Origin of the sequence: Metabacillus sp. B2-18 (assembly GCF_021117275.1) — a bacterium.
GTDB lineage: Bacteria > Bacillota > Bacilli > Bacillales > Bacillaceae > Metabacillus.
This window is the reverse complement of record NZ_CP088245.1, coordinates 167,154-185,525: the sequence shown is the minus strand read 5'-3', so window position 1 is coordinate 185,525 and position 18,372 is coordinate 167,154. Positions and strand designations below refer to the sequence as shown.

Annotated in this window: 9 protein-coding genes, 10 tRNA genes and 3 rRNA genes; 1 reads left to right on the top strand and 21 read right to left on the bottom strand. The window is 41.7% G+C overall.

The window, feature by feature from the left end:
* Positions 1-129: 129 nt before the first annotated feature.
* Positions 130-1,656: a glycerol kinase GlpK gene (gene glpK / locus LPC09_RS01045; RefSeq protein ID WP_231308807.1), complete on the bottom strand. Its 1,527-nt coding sequence runs from the start codon at positions 1,654-1,656 to the stop codon at positions 130-132.
* A 32-nt stretch (positions 1,657-1,688) separates the two neighbouring features.
* Positions 1,689-2,510, bottom strand: coding sequence for an MIP/aquaporin family protein (locus LPC09_RS01040; protein ID WP_098799332.1), 822 nt, complete (start codon positions 2,508-2,510; stop codon positions 1,689-1,691).
* 1,241 nt (positions 2,511-3,751) lie between these two features.
* Here LPC09_RS01040 and LPC09_RS27530 point away from each other — a divergent pair.
* Complete coding sequence (locus tag LPC09_RS27530) at positions 3,752-3,832, top strand: YnfA family protein (protein WP_311226016.1); 81 nt, start codon at positions 3,752-3,754, stop codon at positions 3,830-3,832.
* Between the two features lie 925 nt (positions 3,833-4,757).
* On the opposite strand, the gene glmS is transcribed toward LPC09_RS27530, so the two are convergent.
* The 19 genes from glmS to LPC09_RS00940 form a co-directional block, all read right to left on the bottom strand.
* Positions 4,758-6,563 (bottom strand): glutamine--fructose-6-phosphate transaminase (isomerizing), encoded by a 1,806-nt coding sequence (glmS, locus tag LPC09_RS01030; protein ID WP_098798131.1) that lies wholly within the window; start codon positions 6,561-6,563, stop codon positions 4,758-4,760.
* 479 nt (positions 6,564-7,042) lie between these two features.
* Positions 7,043-8,389 carry a phosphoglucosamine mutase gene (gene glmM, locus LPC09_RS01025; protein WP_231308806.1) on the bottom strand — a complete coding sequence of 449 codons (1,347 nt, stop codon included), beginning with the start codon at positions 8,387-8,389 and terminating at the stop codon, positions 7,043-7,045.
* A 28-nt stretch (positions 8,390-8,417) separates the two neighbouring features.
* Positions 8,418-9,665 carry a CdaR family protein gene (locus tag LPC09_RS01020; RefSeq protein WP_098798133.1) on the bottom strand — a complete coding sequence of 416 codons (1,248 nt, stop codon included), beginning with the start codon at positions 9,663-9,665 and terminating at the stop codon, positions 8,418-8,420.
* A complete protein-coding gene (gene cdaA / locus LPC09_RS01015; protein ID WP_098798134.1) occupies positions 9,658-10,479 on the bottom strand; it encodes a diadenylate cyclase CdaA in 822 nt (273 codons plus the stop codon). The genes LPC09_RS01020 and cdaA overlap by 8 nt, the downstream gene beginning before the upstream one ends.
* Positions 10,480-10,691: 212 nt before the next feature.
* The gene (locus tag LPC09_RS01010; RefSeq protein WP_098798135.1) at positions 10,692-11,303 is read right to left on the bottom strand and encodes an anti-sigma factor family protein; all 612 of its coding nucleotides are present in this window, start codon (positions 11,301-11,303) and stop codon (positions 10,692-10,694) included.
* Positions 11,304-11,316: 13 nt separating this feature from the next.
* The gene (gene sigW / locus LPC09_RS01005; protein ID WP_098798136.1) at positions 11,317-11,880 is read right to left on the bottom strand and encodes an RNA polymerase sigma factor SigW; all 564 of its coding nucleotides are present in this window, start codon (positions 11,878-11,880) and stop codon (positions 11,317-11,319) included.
* A 252-nt stretch (positions 11,881-12,132) separates the two neighbouring features.
* Positions 12,133-12,208 (bottom strand) — tRNA-Ala (locus LPC09_RS01000).
* An 11-nt stretch (positions 12,209-12,219) separates the two neighbouring features.
* Positions 12,220-12,294: transfer RNA gene (locus LPC09_RS00995), tRNA-Gly, on the bottom strand.
* 6 nt (positions 12,295-12,300) lie between these two features.
* Positions 12,301-12,373 (bottom strand) — tRNA-Lys (locus LPC09_RS00990).
* Positions 12,374-12,376: 3 nt separating this feature from the next.
* A tRNA-Gln gene (locus tag LPC09_RS00985) sits at positions 12,377-12,451 on the bottom strand.
* A gap of 270 nt (positions 12,452-12,721) precedes the next feature.
* A tRNA-Tyr gene (locus LPC09_RS00980) sits at positions 12,722-12,805 on the bottom strand.
* A gap of 11 nt (positions 12,806-12,816) precedes the next feature.
* Positions 12,817-12,889 (bottom strand) — tRNA-Thr (locus LPC09_RS00975).
* Between the two features lie 36 nt (positions 12,890-12,925).
* Positions 12,926-13,001: transfer RNA gene (locus LPC09_RS00970), tRNA-Val, on the bottom strand.
* Positions 13,002-13,063: 62 nt separating this feature from the next.
* Positions 13,064-13,138, bottom strand: a tRNA-Glu gene (locus tag LPC09_RS00965).
* A 20-nt stretch (positions 13,139-13,158) separates the two neighbouring features.
* Positions 13,159-13,231: transfer RNA gene (locus tag LPC09_RS00960), tRNA-Thr, on the bottom strand.
* Positions 13,232-13,233: 2 nt separating this feature from the next.
* A tRNA-Asn gene (locus tag LPC09_RS00955) sits at positions 13,234-13,308 on the bottom strand.
* Positions 13,309-13,318: 10 nt separating this feature from the next.
* Positions 13,319-13,434, bottom strand: a 5S ribosomal RNA gene (gene rrf, locus LPC09_RS00950).
* Positions 13,435-13,553: 119 nt separating this feature from the next.
* Positions 13,554-16,485 (bottom strand): 23S ribosomal RNA (locus tag LPC09_RS00945).
* 178 nt (positions 16,486-16,663) lie between these two features.
* Positions 16,664-18,214, bottom strand: a 16S ribosomal RNA gene (locus LPC09_RS00940).
* The 16S, 23S and 5S rRNA genes sit together here with 10 tRNA genes alongside, the layout of an rRNA operon.
* Positions 18,215-18,372 lie beyond the last annotated feature (158 nt).

The following is an 18,372-nucleotide window of genomic DNA, read 5'->3' as shown; positions in this document are numbered from 1 at the left end:
AAAGGGGACCACAACATGAACTGTAAAGAAATCCTTTTACAGCTTTGTTGTGGTCCCCTCAAAACGTCTCAAGACCAATTATTTATTAACTTTTAGTTATATATAGTATAGCAGTTTTTTTCTTAATTTTCAATTAAGTTGTTTGCTTTTACCCTTTTTATTTGGCTTAAAGCTCATTGTTGCCTTTACTGCTTCCTGCCAGCCTTCATATAACTCATTTCTTTGATCCTCATCCATAGTAGGATCAAATGATTGGTCTACCTTCCATTGTGAGGCAATTTCTTCGCGGTCCTTCCAGAAGCCTACTGCTAAACCTGCTAAATATGCAGCTCCTAAAGCTGTTGTTTCATTTATTACTGGACGTTCTACTGGAACATTGAGAAGATCACTTTGGAAATGCATGAGCATATTGTTTTTCACTGCTCCACCATCTACGCGTAACTTTTTCAGTTCAATTCCTGAGTCTGCTTCCATTGCTGTTAAAACATCCTTTGTTTGATAAGCAAGAGATTCAAGGGTTGCACGTACAAAATGTTCTTTCGTTGTTCCACGAGTTAAACCAAACACTGCACCACGTGCATCACTATCCCAATAAGGTGTACCTAATCCTACGAAAGCAGGAACCACATATACGCCATCAGTCGAATCGACTTTTGAAGCATAGTCTTCAGATTGTGGAGCATTTTCAATCATTTTAATTCCATCACGTAACCATTGAATGGCAGACCCTGCAACAAAGATACTTCCTTCTAGAGCATACTCCACTTTCCCATCAATGCCCCAAGCGATTGTTGTTAACAATCCATTTGCTGATGGAACTGCTTTTTCACCTGTATTCATTAACATAAAGCAGCCTGTTCCATATGTGTTTTTCGCCATTCCTTTTTCATAGCAGGCCTGCCCAAACAATGCAGCCTGCTGGTCACCTGCCACCCCTGCAATTGGAACAGCTTCACCAAAAAAGTGATAATCAACAGTTTCTGCGTAAACTTCTGATGAAGAACAAACTTCAGGTAGCATTGATTGTGGAATATCTAGAATGTCTAGGATTTCTTTATCCCATTCTAGACTGTATATATTATACATAAGTGTTCTAGACGCATTTGTATAGTCAGTAACATGCTTCTGCCGACCTGATAGTTTCCATATCAACCATGTATCAATTGTTCCAAATAAAAGTTTCCCTTCGTTCGCTTTTTCTCTTGCACCTTCAACATGATCCAAAATCCACTTTACCTTTGTTCCTGAAAAATAGGCATCTATTAATAATCCTGTTTTTTCACGAAAAAGATCATTATAACCTTTTTCTTTTAACTCTTCACAAATGTCCGCAGTTTGCCTTGATTGCCAGACAATAGCATTGTAGACAGGCTTGCCAGTCTCACGGTCCCATACGACAGCTGTTTCCCGTTGATTTGTAATTCCAATACTAGCAATTTCTTTTGGCGAAATATCCTTTTTAGCAAGAACTTCTGCAATAACTGCTAAGATCGAACTCCAAATTTCTTGTGGATTATGTTCCACCCAGCCTGGTTTAGGAAAATATTGTGGAAACTCTCTTTGAGCTACCTCAACAATTTCACCCTTTTTATTAAATAGAATAGCTCTAGAGCTTGTTGTACCCTGATCTAATGATAAAATATACTTCTTTTCCATATGATTACCTCCGATATTCGTAGTTTATATATTTACATTACTTCTTGTTTTTTTGCTTCAAATCCTTTATTTGTGTGAGATACTTTTACAACTAACGCAATAACTGCTAATATTCCTATTAAAATATAAAGGGCGTTATTAGTTCCACCAACAAACACAGCGTGATGAAATTGAGCACCAAGAACACCACCAACGATTGGACCAATAACAGGAATCCAAGCATATTTCCAGTTAGAAGAGCCTTTCCCTGCAATCGGGAGTAAAAAGTGTGCAATACGTGGACCTAAGTCACGTGCTGGATTAATGGCATACCCTGTTGTACCACCTAGTGATAATCCAATGGCTGTGATAAAGAAACCAACTATAATTGGATTTAACCCTTCTGTAAACTCGTTAGCACCAATAGATAAGAGACCAAAAATTAAAACAGCTGTACCTAACACTTCACTTATAAAGTTAGAAGGTGTATGTGCAATGGCTGGGTCTGTAGAAAACACTGCTAATTTTGCAGCTTTATCTTCTGTTGCCTGCCAATGCGGGTAATAGTATAACCATACAATCGTAGCACCTAGAAATGCCCCGATCATTTGCCCCGCGATATATGATGGAACATCTGCCCATGGGAACTCGCCAATAGAGGCGAAACCAATTGTAACCGCTGGATTTAAATGTGCACCGCTTACACTTCCAACCGCATAAGCTCCAAATGCTACTGCAAACCCCCAACCTAGAGTAATGACAATCCAACCAGAGTCCTGTGCTTTTGATTTATTAAGCACAACACCACCTACTACACCACCACCGAAAATAATCAAAATCATTGTTCCTATAACTTCCCCTAAAAATGCTGACACTGTGAATCCCCCTTCATTTTCTTTTATAAAAAAACTTGAATGCATTGTGCTGAAAAGAAAAAGACAGCCACCTGCATTAATAGGATACAAAATCCCCTATTAAAGCAAATGGCTGTCTCTCAATAACTCATCAGCACGATTCTTAACTTGTTAACATTATTATAAGTGTAGTGGTTTATTTTGTAAACGCTTTTTTACAAAAAAATTATATACTAATAGATTGACTGAATAAGAATACACTAGTTTTACCCTCTTTTTATTGTGAAAAAGGTAAAAAGCAGTCTTTTCTCGATAAGTAAACAATGAACCGCCTACTGTTCACACATAAAAAACAATGTCCCTTCTCTTCCTCCTGCCTTCTCCCCCTCAAATCCTTGTCCTGTTTAGGCTCACGCCCTTTCTCCATCTTCTGGAATACAAAAAAGTTTGTCCTTCCTTTTCCCCCACTTTTGCTCAAACTTGTACCGAATTTTCAAGGTCTCAGACATAAAAAACTTTGTCCAAACATCCTGTATTTCTCCTGCTTTTTCTCACGCTTTTTCCCCTGCCTTTCTTGTCTTCCTCCTGCATTTTCTCCTGACTTTCTTCGCCATTTTTCTCATGCACTTTCCTACCCAAACACTTGGTTTATCGGTATTTTTCAGGCTTTTAATCAAACGTTTGATTAAATCTTGCTAACATACCAACGGTACGTATCCTCGCTTTTTCTCCTGCCTTTTTTCATACAAAAAAGACCGAAGGGCGACCAGGTGTTAAATTAGAATAAAGTTTGCAGAAGCGAGGAATCACGTTCACCCCTTGCCACATCTGACTTCAAAGGCATTACCCAACTTATTTCATGAGAATAAAGTTTGCTCAAAGATTTGCCCATTTTCAGCCGAAAAGTAACTCTAAAAGTAAAAAAGATAAGAATAAAGTTTGCTTAAACATAGTGGAGAGACCACCATACTAGGGGAGTGACCAAAACCCAATTAGGGCACCTAACGGTGCCCCCTGTACCATAACCGATTCTTGCCTTCTAATCTGGTGCCTATGCAATTGTATTTTTTAAATTTGTTGGAATTGCCGAAATTGGTGGAGGGGGATCTTAATTGGCTATGGTTAAGAGAAGATAAGCCATTAATGGGGTGTTTTCGGAGGAGTTGCCTTGGCGTAATAAGGTGGTAATTACTACATTTCGAACATTCCCATGCGGAGTATATGCTGCTATGGAGGAGTCCTTCCGTATTTGAGGATGGGGTATACCTTATTTATACGATTGGATAGATGCTGGTATCTGTTTAGTGGGTGTTTCAGTAATGATATTCGCACCTCGCCAATAAATGAGGTATCGAAGATACCTTTAATCCATCGGCCTCATACATAGCACCTTACGGTTTCTCATATACCACCGTCAATCCCATACTTTCCACGTTACCCATACATAATTATTTATTTTTATTTTTTAATAATTTCTTTATGGGCGAGTGCTTATGTCTGAAGCACGGTATACCTTCATGGACGTGGGCTTTCCTTGGAAGATGAAGCACTCTACTATACCTTACGGTTTTGCCTGTACCACCGCCGTTTCCATACTTACCTCCTGACCCCATACCTAATTATTTATATATATTTATTTTTAAGGGCGAGGACCTTGCTTGGGGCATGTTACACGTTGCTGGACGTGGGCTTCCCTTGAAAGATGGAGCACTCTACTATACCTTGCGGTTTCCCCTGTACCACCGCCATTCCCCATACTTACCAAATTGACCTATGCCTAATTATTTATATATTTATTTGTTTTTTTATGGGCGAGAACCTTGCTTGTGGCGTGTTGCACGTTGCTGGACGTGGGCTTTCCTTAATTGGTTTGGTTCTATTACTACTCATTCAAAGTGATACACGAACACCCCTTGTGATGTCTTTATTCTTAGATATTATCTAACCCGAAAGGGATACCTTAACCCCCACGAAAAACCTTTGCTAGCCTATAAAAAACATAAAAAAACCCCGTGAATATACCCATACTATGGATACACCCACGAGACTTCGTGCAAACTTTTTTCTTCTTATGCAGACTTTTTTCTCATTCTGCAAACTTTATTCTGATTCAACACCAGGTTTTCACCTGATTTTCCTCCAGTCTTGACCAAACTTTTTTATTTAAGGACATACATTATTGTGTAAACCCAATGTTTTTTAAGGGTGTACACCTACATAACAAAAACCCAGTTTTAAAAACTGGGTTTTCTTTTTGTCTATTTAAAATTACTCAACTGTAACACTTTTAGCAAGGTTACGTGGCTTATCAACGTCACAACCACGGTGTAATGCTGCATAGTAAGAGATCAGTTGTAGTGGTACTACTGATACTAGAGGTGCAAGCTGTTCATGAACAAGTGGAAGAACGAAGCGGTCGTCTTCTTCTTCTAAGCCTTTCATAGAAATGATACATGGATTTGCACCACGTGCCACAACTTCTTTTACATTCCCACGAATACTTAGGTTTACATGCTCTTGAGTTGATAAAGCAATAATTGGTGTACCATTCTCAATAAGAGCGATTGTACCATGCTTTAATTCTCCACCAGCAAAACCTTCTGCTTGAATGTAAGAGATTTCTTTCAGCTTTAACGCGCCTTCTAAGCCAACATAATAGTCAACAGAGCGTCCGATAAAGAAAGCATTTCGAGTTGTTGCAAAGTATTCTTTCGCAATTTCTTCCATTTCTTCTTTTTGATCACAAAGTACTTCCATTGCATTTGCTACAATACCAAGTTCTTTTGTTAAATCAAATTCCAATGAGCGGCCTTTTCCTTCAGCTGCAACTGCTGCAAGAATGGAAAGAACAGCTAATTGTGCTGTATATGCTTTTGTAGAAGCAACAGCAATTTCAGGACCTGCATGTAATAACATCGTATAATCCGCTTCACGAGATAAAGTAGATCCAGGCACATTCGTTACCGTTAACGCCTTATGACCTAGTTCTTTAATTTGTACTAGTACTGAGCGGCTATCTGCCGTTTCACCACTTTGTGAGATAAAGATAAATAATGGATTTGCTGATAATAATGGCATATTATAAGAAAACTCACTTGCAATATGCACTTCTACTGGAATCTTAGCCCAATTTTCGATAAACTGCTTTCCAATTAAACCAGCATGGTAACTAGTTCCAGCTGCAATAATATAAATTCGATCTGCTGCATTAACTGCATTTACGATATCTTCATCAACCGTTAGCCCACCATTTTCATTACGGTATTTAGCAATGATTTTTCTAGTTACTAATGGCTGTTCATCAATTTCTTTTAACATGTAGTGAGGATATGTGCCCTTTTCAATATCGCTTGCGTCAAGCTCTGCTTTATAAGGAGCACGTTCAATTACGTTACCTTTTAAATCTTTAATCGTAACTGTTTCGCGTTCAACGAACACCATTTCTTTATCCATAATTTCTACGTATTGATCTGTTACTTGCAGCATTGCCATTGCATCTGAAGCAACAACATTAAAGCTACCGTCTCCTAAACCAACAAGTAGTGGACTTTTATTTTTAGCTACATAGATCATATCCGGATTTTGCTCATCTAATAACGCAATTGCATATGAGCCTTTTAAGATTGATAACGTTTGACGGAACGCTTCTTCAACCTCTAATCCTTCATGAACAAATTTCTCAATCACTTGAACAATAATTTCTGTGTCTGTGTCACTTTTAAAATCAACACCAGTTAAATGTTCACGCTTTATGATTGAGTAATTCTCAATAACACCATTATGAACAAGTGTAAATCTTGATGAAGTACTTTGATGTGGATGTGCATTTACTTGACTTGGAACACCATGTGTTGCCCATCTAGTATGACCAATCCCAGTAGTTGCTTCAACTTTTTCATCAACGATTTCACGTAGCTTAGCAATACGACCCTTTTCCTTAAAAATATGAACGCCATCTTGATTCATAGCAGCAATACCTGCTGAATCATATCCACGGTATTCTAATTTTTCTAAACCTTTTAATAAAATTTCTTTAGAGTCCTGTTTGCCAATATAACCAACGATTCCGCACATAATTCATTTCCTCCCATAGCGTGCTACAGGGACAGGAAGTCTTTTTTAAACAAACGGAGACATCACTGTCCCCTCACACATGTCTTTTTTATTGGAAGGCTATACCATTCCCTTTGTTCAAAAAGTTACCTTTTTGTTTTAAGGAATAGCTTACGGCTGTAACCAAGAACAACCGGGAGGCATCCGCCGATATTTTCGATAACCTCCATCCTCGTCAACTAAGTTTTATCGACCACTTAGTTCAGGCGCTTTGAGTGATACTTTACTATTAAATAAAATGTACTCCTTTCTAGTATGAGTATTTTTAACAAAATTAATAATACACAAGTTAAAAACAATCGTCAATTGTTTTTCCAATCGATAACAACTCTTTTGAGCTGTTATATATTAAGTATATGTTCAATAACCTATAAACGTTAACATAAACTTGTCTTCAAGTTTCGATAAAAATTAAATAAAAAGACGGGTTTCCCCGTCTTTTATTCCATACCCATTTCTTCTTTTACTACAGCAACAATTCGATTAACATAGTCACGACATTGCTCTTCTGTTGGAGCTTCAGCCATAACACGGACAAGTGGTTCTGTTCCTGAAGGACGTACTAATATACGGCCGTTTCCGTTCATTTCTTCTTCAACAGCAGAAATGATTTCACTTACCTTTTCATTTTCAGTTACTCTATATTTATCCGTTACTTTTACATTTATCAACAACTGTGGGTACTTTGTCATTTCATTTGCAAGTTCAGATAATTTTTTACCTGTTAACTTCATAATATTAACTAATTGTAATCCCGTAAGAAGACCGTCACCCGTTGTGTTATAGTCAAGGAAGATAATATGACCTGATTGCTCTCCACCGAGGTTATAATCATTTCTTTTCATTTCTTCTACAACATAACGGTCTCCAACAGCAGTCGGAATGCTATTAATAGAATGCTCTTCTAACCCTTTGTAAAAGCCTAAGTTACTCATAACCGTTGAAACAACAGTGTTCTTTTTTAAACGGCCTTCACTATTTAAGAATTTTGCACAAATGTACATAATCTGATCACCATCAACAATATCACCGTTTTCATCAACAGCAATGAGGCGATCACCATCTCCATCGAATGCTAAACCAATATCAGCATTTTTCTCCTTTAAGAATTCAGCCAGTGCTTCTGGATGTGTCGATCCTACACCGTCATTAATGTTTAACCCATTAGGCGATGTTCCCATCGTAGAAACATCAGCATCAAGATCTGCAAATAAATGAGTAGCAAGAGATGATGTTGCTCCATGTGCACAATCTAATGCTACATGTATACCAGTGAAGTCTTCATCAACTGTTTGTTTTAGGAATTGTAAATACTTTTGGCCACCTTCAAAATAATCATTTACTTGTCCTAAATTTTTACCAACAGGTCTAGGTAATGTATCTTCTTCTTCATCCATTAGTCTTTCGATCTCAAGCTCTTGCTCATCAGAAAGTTTGAAACCGTCTGGACCGAAATATTTAATTCCATTGTCTTCTACAGGGTTATGTGATGCTGAAATCATGACCCCTGCTTCAGCACCAAGAGCCTTGGTTAAGAAAGCTACACCTGGTGTTGAGATAACACCTAAACGCATCACCTCGGCTCCTATTGACAGTAGTCCTGCTACAAGAGCCCCTTCTAACATATGACCTGAGATACGAGTATCTCTGCCGATAATAACCTTTGGTCTTTCTTTATCCTTTGTTAGAACATATCCACCAAATCGACCAATTTTAAAGGCTAATTCAGGTGTTAATTCACTATTTGCAACTCCTCGTACTCCATCTGTACCAAAATACTTTCCCATTGGTTTCGCTCCTTTATACAAATCTGCCTTAAGAGGCTGAAGAAATTCTCACTTTTACCTTTTCTTTTTGCAATGACCAAGTAAGATTTTGAGGACCATTAACTTGAACTTCCACCTCATGTTCACCATCCGCTAAATCTGACAGGTTTATATATAATTCAATATCATCTGATTTTATCTCATTAATCACACTCGTAGCACCGTAAACGGTAAGGTCCATCGCTCCTGAATCAGGATCAATATAGTCGAAGACCTTTCCTTCAGAAAGCCCTACTTCCTGTATTTTTTGACTGGAAAACACCTTTTCTTGTTGCTCTTCCACATCTATTTCGATCTTAATTTTTTCTGGACTAACTTTCGTGATGCCCTCCGGTACCGGGACATCAACTTCTATAGTTGTATCCTTTTGGATCTCTGAAAGATCTACTTTTATACCATCTAGAAATTCATATTTTTCAAGAACATCAAGTGGTCCGTATACCGTAATTTCTTTCGGATTAGGTTCTATACTTAAGATACTTAAACCCTTTTCAAGCTCTCCTTCCCTGCTTATCTTAAAAGGGAGAGTTTTACTTGGGCTTTTAATTGGTACTGTCACATCTACAACAGATGGTTCTACTTCCACTGGAAGAATGTTTCCATCGCTATCATAAATCGTAATTCTAGATTCCTGGTTAATCGTTTCCTTGGCAGTTTCTAAATTCACTGTTGCCTGAACTGTTTCAATACGGTCAATAACCTCTTTTGATGCCGTAACGCGAATACTGTTTGGATTTACAATTGGCTGATCAGGTGTGTAACCTTCCTCTAATTTATCTTCATTAGTAAAATCAACCTCAACTGGGAAATCCTTTGTAACCTTCTCTTCAATTGAAACTGTGATAGTAGAAGGATTAATACTTGCCTCTAAATCCTCGGATAAGTTTTTAATTTTAAGTTGAACACGATGAGTACCTATAGATAAATTATTTAAATCAGCATATATCTCAAAGTCTTTAACTGTCCTTGCTTTTGTCAATGCAACCGTTGGACCTTCTAATGTTACATTAACTGTTTCTGGTACCCCTGTAACAACAAGATTTTCTTGATCAAAGTATGTAACGACTGGCACATCCGTGACAGTTGCCTTATCCAATGAGGGAGAAGAACTAAAAGGATTTGTTGATTGGGTTCCTCCTTGAGATCCAGATTCTATGTTAACAGATGCATACAGCATGATTGCGAGGAACAAGGCAATTATCCTCATTACCCAATGGTTATTCATCAACCTATCCATCTTTTTTCCCCCTCCAATGCCAACGGTTTGAGGAAACGGTTTTTGTTGTAGAATGTAATTCTTTTTGTAAAATCTCTCTTAATTCATCTTGATTTAAGTTTCGATGCAGCTCACTGTTTCTAGCAGCAGAAACGCTTCCTGTTTCTTCTGAAACTATAATTGTAAGACTATCAGTAACCTCACTGATTCCAAGTGCTGCACGATGTCGTGTACCCAATTCCTTGGATATGAATGGACTTTCTGATAAAGGCAGGTAACATGCTGCCGCAGCTACTTGATTTTTTTGAATAATAACAGCACCATCATGAAGAGGTGTATTAGGGATAAAGAGATTAATTAATAACTCAGATGAGATTCTTGAATTTAAGGCAATTCCTGTTTCTATGTAATCACTCATCCCAGTTTCTTTCTCTATTGACATAAGTGCCCCAATGCGACGTTTTGCCATATAGTCTGTTGCCTTCACAATAGACTCGACTATTATTTCAGGGTCATCTTCACCCGGCTGACCACTTCTAGAAAATAAGCGGCCTCTTCCTAATTGTTCCAAGGCTCTACGAAGCTCTGGTTGAAATATTATGATAATAGCTAGAAATCCCCATGTTATTGCCTGGTCCATTAACCATTGCAAAGTACTTAGCCCAAAATAATGACTAAGCATTCGAACAACGATAATCACGGTAATTCCTTTTAACAACTGTACAGCCTTAGTTCCCCTTGCTACCATTATTAATTTATAGATAACGTACCATACAAGGAGAATGTCAACAGCTATACGGAGGTATTGCAATATTGGTAAATCCTCATAACCCATTCACTCGTCCTCCATGAGTTCACTCTAATTATGAATAGACATTGTCTATTTTTTGTTGTGTATGTAACTTTATTATTATATCACTTCATTATTAGTAATGTAAAAAGGTCACCAAGTGGATGACCTTTACTATATATCCTTGTTAAACCATGTGTATTTATTTCTCATAGGCAGTGGCAGGAAGAATCCTATATTCCAACCATTACAACATTCTAGTTAAAAACCTCTACGACTTCTTTAGAAACAGATTTCATGTGATACCATAACCATTCAAACATTTCATCAACTTCCTCAATTTCTCCAGTCACTTGACCAGCCGAAGCCATGTATTGCTCTCCATTTATAACTGTCACATCTCCGTCAACTGTACCCTCAATCGTTAATGTTCCATTTTTAACAATTACATCACCTTTAACAACTTCATTTTTAGGAACGATCACTTTACTATTTTCAACAACTAAATTACTTTGTCTCGATACACTAAAATGTTGATCTTCATTCCAAGCAGAAAGCAAGCTCCCTGTCATCAAAACAATAAAAAGAGAAGCTGCCGTTAATAGTGGGTGACTTTTTAACCAACGATTCCATGAAACAGTTCTTTTTTCTCGTGGAAGATTATTCATAACAGCTTCAGTAAAATTAAGAGGAGCTTCAATATGTGATGTGCTTTTGACTAGAGCAACAGCCTTTTCAAGTTCATGAAAATGTTGATAACAAGACTCACATGTATGAAGATGGTCCTTAACCATTTTTTCCTCACTTGATGTTAATTCAAGATCCAAATATTTATGCAATAGTTGAACATATTCTGAAGAACAGCTCATTATCATCACCTCATCATAAGTGCCTTAATTGTTTTCTTAAAGCCTCTCTACCTCGATGTATACGAGTTTTAACGGTTCCAACAGGTATATTCAGGATTTCGCTTATTTCTATAAGAGAAAGCTCATCTATATACTTTAAGACAATTACAGTTCTATACTTATCCGGAAGCTTTAATATTTCCTTTTGAATGGTCTCTTGCAATTCCAATGTTTCAAGTTCCTCTTCAGGTAGTGTTACATCGGCAGCTACCTGTGAATACATATTTAAACCATCTGTTCCGGAAACCTCAGCATCCAGATAATAATCTGGCTTTTTTTTACGAATACGGTCTATAGAAAGATTCGTTGCAATACGGTATAACCATGTAGAAAACTTTTTATTCATATCATATGTGTGAATATTTACATATGCTCTTATAAAGGCTTCCTGTGCAATATCTTCTGCTTCATGCGCATTTCCTAGCATCCTGTAACAAAGTTGATAGATTTTATCCTTGTACAAATCGACAATCTCAGCAAAAGCATTTTGATCACCTTTTTTCACCTGTTTAATTCGTTTTTTTACTATTGTCTCCATTTATCATACCTCCGCACTCTGCGGGTCTCTTTTTATACGAATTAAAAACCACTAAGGTTTCACTTTTTTTCACAATCCTTATTTTAACAAATTTTGGAGAATGAAAGGAGAAAAGTTTCTAGTTTTTTTGCTATTTAGATATACTTTTTCAGTATTCTTCTTTCAAATTGTTTAGAGTAGCTTCTAATACATTAAAAAAGCGATAAACAGTGTTTATCGCTTTTTGTATCAAAGTTATAATTATTAAATTTATGGTGGAGCCTAGCGGGATCGAACCGCTGACCTCCTGCGTGCAAAGCAGGCGCTCTCCCAGCTGAGCTAAGGCCCCATGGTGCCGTATGGAGCGGAAGACGGGATTCGAACCCGCGACCCCCACCTTGGCAAGGTGGTGTTCTACCACTGAACTACTTCCGCAAATAATGAGCCATGAAGGACTCGAACCTTCGACCCTCTGATTAAAAGTCAGATGCTCTACCAACTGAGCTAATGGCTCTAATGGCTGGGCTAGCTGGATTCGAACCAACGCATGTCGCAGTCAAAGTGCGATGCCTTACCGCTTGGCTATAGCCCAATGATTAACCTTCATGAATAGCTTCTTCGAAACTTCTTCATGAATCCTCACCGCAAGAGAATATTTTTAATATTTCTGGCAGTAAATATTGCGAAATATCGTCGACAACTAAGTATTGTTTATAGCTTTTTATACTGTTGTTCAATATTTCACTTCAGTTTTTATTACTTTAATTTCATTATTTCCACTCGTTAGTGAAATTATTCACAAACCATGAAACATTTTTACGATAAACTTCAAATGTCTCCATTTTGCTGTCTATCTATAAAATGGTGGAGGGGGGCAGATTCGAACTGCCGAACCCTAAGGAGCGGATTTACAGTCCGCCGCGTTTAGCCACTTCGCTACCCCTCCATTTGTAAGAGTGCCGGCGAGAGGACTTGAACCCCCAACCTACTGATTACAAGTCAGTTGCTCTACCAGTTGAGCTACACCGGCATATGGAAAGTTTTTTTCGCTAGTGCGAAAAAAATATGGTGGAGGATGACGGGATCGAACCGCCGACCCCCTGCTTGTAAGGCAGGTGCTCTCCCAGCTGAGCTAATCCTCCAAAATAACATATAATTTATGAATTTCATTAAGGCAAGTTATTTCCGCTAGCGCGAAAAACTATGGTGACCCATACGGGATTCGAACCCGTGTTACCGCCGTGAAAGGGCGGTGTCTTAACCGCTTGACCAATGGGCCATATTTAATCTTTTCATCTAAGCTTCCAACCGGGCTCGAACCGGTGACCTCTTCCTTACCATGGAAGTGCTCTACCAACTGAGCTATGGAAGCAATGGCTCCGCAGGCAGGACTCGAACCTGCGACCGATCGGTTAACAGCCGATAGCTCTACCACTGAGCTACTGCGGAACAATCCAAAGCCAGGCAACGTCCTACTCTCACAGGGGGAAACCCCCAACTACCATCGGCGCTGAAGAGCTTAACTTCCGTGTTCGGCATGGGAACGGGTGTGACCTCTTCGCCATCATTACCAGACAATGTGACAAAAACTATTATACTAAATTATAAGAAGATTTCAAGTGTTTTTTCACTTATATATTCCTTCAAAACTAGATAACGAATCACAATTCAATTCACTAAGCTTACACTTTAATTAGGTTAAGTCCTCGATCGATTAGTATCAGTCAGCTCCACACGTCACCGCGCTTCCACCTCTGACCTATCTACCTGATCATCTTTCAGGGATCTTACTCACTAATGTGATGGGAAATCTCATCTTGAGGGGGGCTTCATGCTTAGATGCTTTCAGCACTTATCCCTTCCGCACATAGCTACCCAGCTATGCCTTTGGCAAGACAACTGGTACACCAGCGGTGCGTCCATCCCGGTCCTCTCGTACTAAGGACAGCTCCTCTCAAATTTCCTACGCCCACGACGGATAGGGACCGAACTGTCTCACGACGTTCTGAACCCAGCTCGCGTACCGCTTTAATGGGCGAACAGCCCAACCCTTGGGACCGACTACAGCCCCAGGATGCGATGAGCCGACATCGAGGTGCCAAACCTCCCCGTCGATGTGGACTCTTGGGGGAGATAAGCCTGTTATCCCCGGGGTAGCTTTTATCCGTTGAGCGATGGCCCTTCCATGCGGAACCACCGGATCACTAAGCCCGACTTTCGTCCCTGCTCGACTTGTAGGTCTCGCAGTCAAGCTCCCTTGTGCCTTTACACTCTACGAATGATTTCCAACCATTCTGAGGGAACCTTTGGGCGCCTCCGTTACATTTTAGGAGGCGACCGCCCCAGTCAAACTGCCCACCTGACACTGTCTCCCAGCCCGATCAGGGCTGTGGGTTAGAATTTCAATACAGCCAGGGTAGTATCCCACCGACGCCTCCACCGAAGCTAGCGCTCCGGCTTCTCAGGCTCCTACCTATCCTGTACAAGCTGTACCAAAATTCAATATCAGGCTACAGTAAAGCTCCACGGGGTCTTTCCGTCCTGTCGCGGGTAACCTGCATCTTCACAGGTACTATAATTTCACCGAGTCTCTCGTTGAGACAGTGCCCAGATCGTTACGCCTTTCGTGCGGGTCGGAACTTACCCGACAAGGAATTTCGCTACCTTAGGACCGTTATAGTTACGGCCGCCGTTTACTGGGGCTTCGGTTCAAAGCTTCGCTTGCGCTAACCTCTCCCCTTAACCTTCCAGCACCGGGCAGGCGTCAGCCCCTATACTTCGCCTTGCGGCTTCGCAGAGACCTGTGTTTTTGCTAAACAGTCGCCTGGGCCTATTCACTGCGGCTTTTCCGGGCTATTCACCCTAAAAAGCACCCCTTCTCCCGAAGTTACGGGGTCATTTTGCCGAGTTCCTTAACGAGAGTTCTCTCGCTCACCTTAGGATTCTCTCCTCGCCTACCTGTGTCGGTTTGCGGTACGGGCACCTCTCACCTCGCTAGAGGCTTTTCTTGGCAGTGTGGAATCAGGAACTTCGGTACTATAGTTCCCTCGCCATCACAGCTCAGCCTTCGCGACAACGGGATTTGCCTCGTTGTCAGCCTAACTGCTTGGACGCGCATATCCAACAGCGCGCTTACCCTATCCTTCTGCGTCCCCCCATTGCTCAAATGGTGAGGAGGTGGTACAGGAATTTCAACCTGTTGGCCATCGCCTACGCCTTTCGGCCTCGGCTTAGGTCCCGACTTACCCTGAGCGGACGAGCCTTCCTCAGGAAACCTTAGGCATTCGGTGGAGGGGATTCTCACCCCTCTTTCGCTACTCATACCGGCATTCTCACTTCTAAGCGCTCCACCAGTCCTTACGGTCTGGCTTCACAGCCCTTAGAACGCTCTCCTACCACTGTTCTAAAAGAACAGTCCACAGCTTCGGTGATACGTTTAGCCCCGGTACATTTTCGGCGCAGAGTCACTCGACCAGTGAGCTATTACGCACTCTTTAAATGGTGGCTGCTTCTAAGCCAACATCCTGGTTGTCTAAGCAACTCCACATCCTTTTCCACTTAACGTATACTTTGGGACCTTAGCTGGTGGTCTGGGCTGTTTCCCTCTTGACTACGGATCTTATCACTCGCAGTCTGACTCCTGAACATAAGTCTTTGGCATTCGGAGTTTGACTGAATTCGGTAACCCGATGGGGGCCCCTAGTCCAATCAGTGCTCTACCTCCAAGACTCTCATTTCAAGGCTAGCCCTAAAGCTATTTCGGAGAGAACCAGCTATCTCCAAGTTCGATTGGAATTTCTCCGCTACCCACACCTCATCCCCGCACTTTTCAACGTGCGTGGGTTCGGGCCTCCATTCAGTGTTACCTGAACTTCACCCTGGACATGGGTAGATCACCTGGTTTCGGGTCTACGACCACGTACTATGCACGCCCTATTCAGACTCGCTTTCGCTGCGGCTCCGTCTTATCAACTTAACCTTGCACGGGATCGTAACTCGCCGGTTCATTCTACAAAAGGCACGCCATTACCCATTAACGGGCTTTGACTACTTGTAGGCACACGGTTTCAGGATCTCTTTCACTCCCCTTCCGGGGTGCTTTTCACCTTTCCCTCACGGTACTGGTTCACTATCGGTCACTAGGGAGTATTTAGCCTTGGGAGATGGTCCTCCCTGCTTCCGACGGGATTTCACGTGTCCCGCCGTACTCAGGATCCACTCTGGAGGGAACGAAGTTTCAACTACAGGGTTGTTACCTTCTTTGACGGGCCTTTCCAGACCTCTTCATTTACTCCGTTCCTTTGTAACTCCGTACATGAGTGTCCTACAACCCCAAGAGGCAAGCCTCTTGGTTTGGGCTTCTTCCGTTTCGCTCGCCGCTACTCAGGAAATCGCGTTTGCTTTCTCTTCCTCCGGGTACTTAGATGTTTCAGTTCCCCGGGTCTGCCATCATCACCCTATGAATTCAGGTGAAGATACTACTCCATTACGAGCAGTGGGTTTCCCCATTCGGAAATCTCCGGATCAAAGCTTACTTACAGCTCCCCGAAGCATATCGGTGTTAGTACCGTCCTTCATCGGCTCCTAGTGCCAAGGCATCCACCGTGCGCCCTTAACAACTTAACCTTTGACATCGAAGATGTCGTTTAAATCAATTATTAAGAGAATCACTAAACTAAGCGTTTAAACTCAGTGAATTACTTGAATTGTTTTCGTTATCTAGTTTTCAAGGAACATAGTAAAGAAAGATCAATATGATCTCTCAAAACTAAACAAAATACCAAGCGTGCTCCATTTTCCTTAGAAAGGAGGTGATCCAGCCGCACCTTCCGATACGGCTACCTTGTTACGACTTCACCCCAATCATCTGTCCCACCTTAGGCGGCTGGCTCCTTACGGTTACCCCACCGACTTCGGGTGTTACAAACTCTCGTGGTGTGACGGGCGGTGTGTACAAGGCCCGGGAACGTATTCACCGCGGCATGCTGATCCGCGATTACTAGCGATTCCGGCTTCATGCAGGCGAGTTGCAGCCTGCAATCCGAACTGAGAATGGTTTTATGGGATTGGCTTGACCTCGCGGTCTTGCAGCCCTTTGTACCATCCATTGTAGCACGTGTGTAGCCCAGGTCATAAGGGGCATGATGATTTGACGTCATCCCCACCTTCCTCCGGTTTGTCACCGGCAGTCACCTTAGAGTGCCCAACTTAATGCTGGCAACTAAGATCAAGGGTTGCGCTCGTTGCGGGACTTAACCCAACATCTCACGACACGAGCTGACGACAACCATGCACCACCTGTCACTTCGTCCCCCGAAGGGGAACCTTCTATCTCTAGAAGTAGCGAAGGATGTCAAGACCTGGTAAGGTTCTTCGCGTTGCTTCGAATTAAACCACATGCTCCACCGCTTGTGCGGGCCCCCGTCAATTCCTTTGAGTTTCAGTCTTGCGACCGTACTCCCCAGGCGGAGTGCTTAATGCGTTTGCTGCAGCACTAAAGGGCGGAAACCCTCTAACACTTAGCACTCATCGTTTACGGCGTGGACTACCAGGGTATCTAATCCTGTTCGCTCCCCACGCTTTCGCGCCTCAGCGTCAGTTACAGACCAGAGAGTCGCCTTCGCCACTGGTGTTCCTCCACATCTCTACGCATTTCACCGCTACACGTGGAATTCCACTCTCCTCTTCTGCACTCAAGTTCCCCAGTTTCCAATGACCCTCCACGGTTGAGCCGTGGGCTTTCACATCAGACTTAAGAAACCGCCTGCGCGCGCTTTACGCCCAATAATTCCGGACAACGCTTGCCACCTACGTATTACCGCGGCTGCTGGCACGTAGTTAGCCGTGGCTTTCTGGTTAGGTACCGTCAAGGTACCAGCAGTTACTCTGGTACTTGTTCTTCCCTAACAACAGAACTTTACGACCCGAAGGCCTTCATCGTTCACGCGGCGTTGCTCCGTCAGACTTTCGTCCATTGCGGAAGATTCCCTACTGCTGCCTCCCGTAGGAGTCTGGGCCGTGTCTCAGTCCCAGTGTGGCCGATCACCCTCTCAGGTCGGCTACGCATCGTCGCCTTGGTGAGCCGTTACCTCACCAACTAGCTAATGCGCCGCGGGTCCATCTGTAAGTGACAGCTAAAAGCCGTCTTTCAATTTCGAACCATGCGGTTCAAAATGTTATCCGGTATTAGCTCCGGTTTCCCGGAGTTATCCCAATCTTACAGGCAGGTTACCCACGTGTTACTCACCCGTCCGCCGCTAACCTCAGGGAGCAAGCTCCCATTGGTTCGCTCGACTTGCATGTATTAGGCACGCCGCCAGCGTTCGTCCTGAGCCAGGATCAAACTCTCCAATAAAGAGTTGATATAGCTCATAAAAGTTTGTACTATATAGTACGTTTTTTTGTTAATCGAAATTAACATTTGCACGCTTGGTTTTGTTTAGTTTTCAAAGATCATTTAATGTCGTTCTCTCAGAAGCGACTTTATTAATATAACATTTTAACTAAGTTAGT

What these genes read in the sequence shown, in the direction of transcription:
- glpK (WP_231308807.1), bottom strand. Translation starts at nt 1,656, where the DNA reads ATGGAAAAGAAGTATATTTTATCATTAGATCAGGGTACAACAAGCTCT.
- glmS (WP_098798131.1), bottom strand. Translation starts at nt 6,563, where the DNA reads ATGTGCGGAATCGTTGGTTATATTGGCAAACAGGACTCTAAAGAAATT.
- glmM (WP_231308806.1), bottom strand. Translation starts at nt 8,389, where the DNA reads ATGGGAAAGTATTTTGGTACAGATGGAGTACGAGGAGTTGCAAATAGT.
- LPC09_RS01020 (WP_098798133.1), bottom strand. Translation starts at nt 9,665, where the DNA reads ATGGATAGGTTGATGAATAACCATTGGGTAATGAGGATAATTGCCTTG.
- cdaA (WP_098798134.1), bottom strand. Translation starts at nt 10,479, where the DNA reads ATGGGTTATGAGGATTTACCAATATTGCAATACCTCCGTATAGCTGTT.
- LPC09_RS01010 (WP_098798135.1), bottom strand. Translation starts at nt 11,303, where the DNA reads ATGAGCTGTTCTTCAGAATATGTTCAACTATTGCATAAATATTTGGAT.
- sigW (WP_098798136.1), bottom strand. Translation starts at nt 11,880, where the DNA reads ATGGAGACAATAGTAAAAAAACGAATTAAACAGGTGAAAAAAGGTGAT.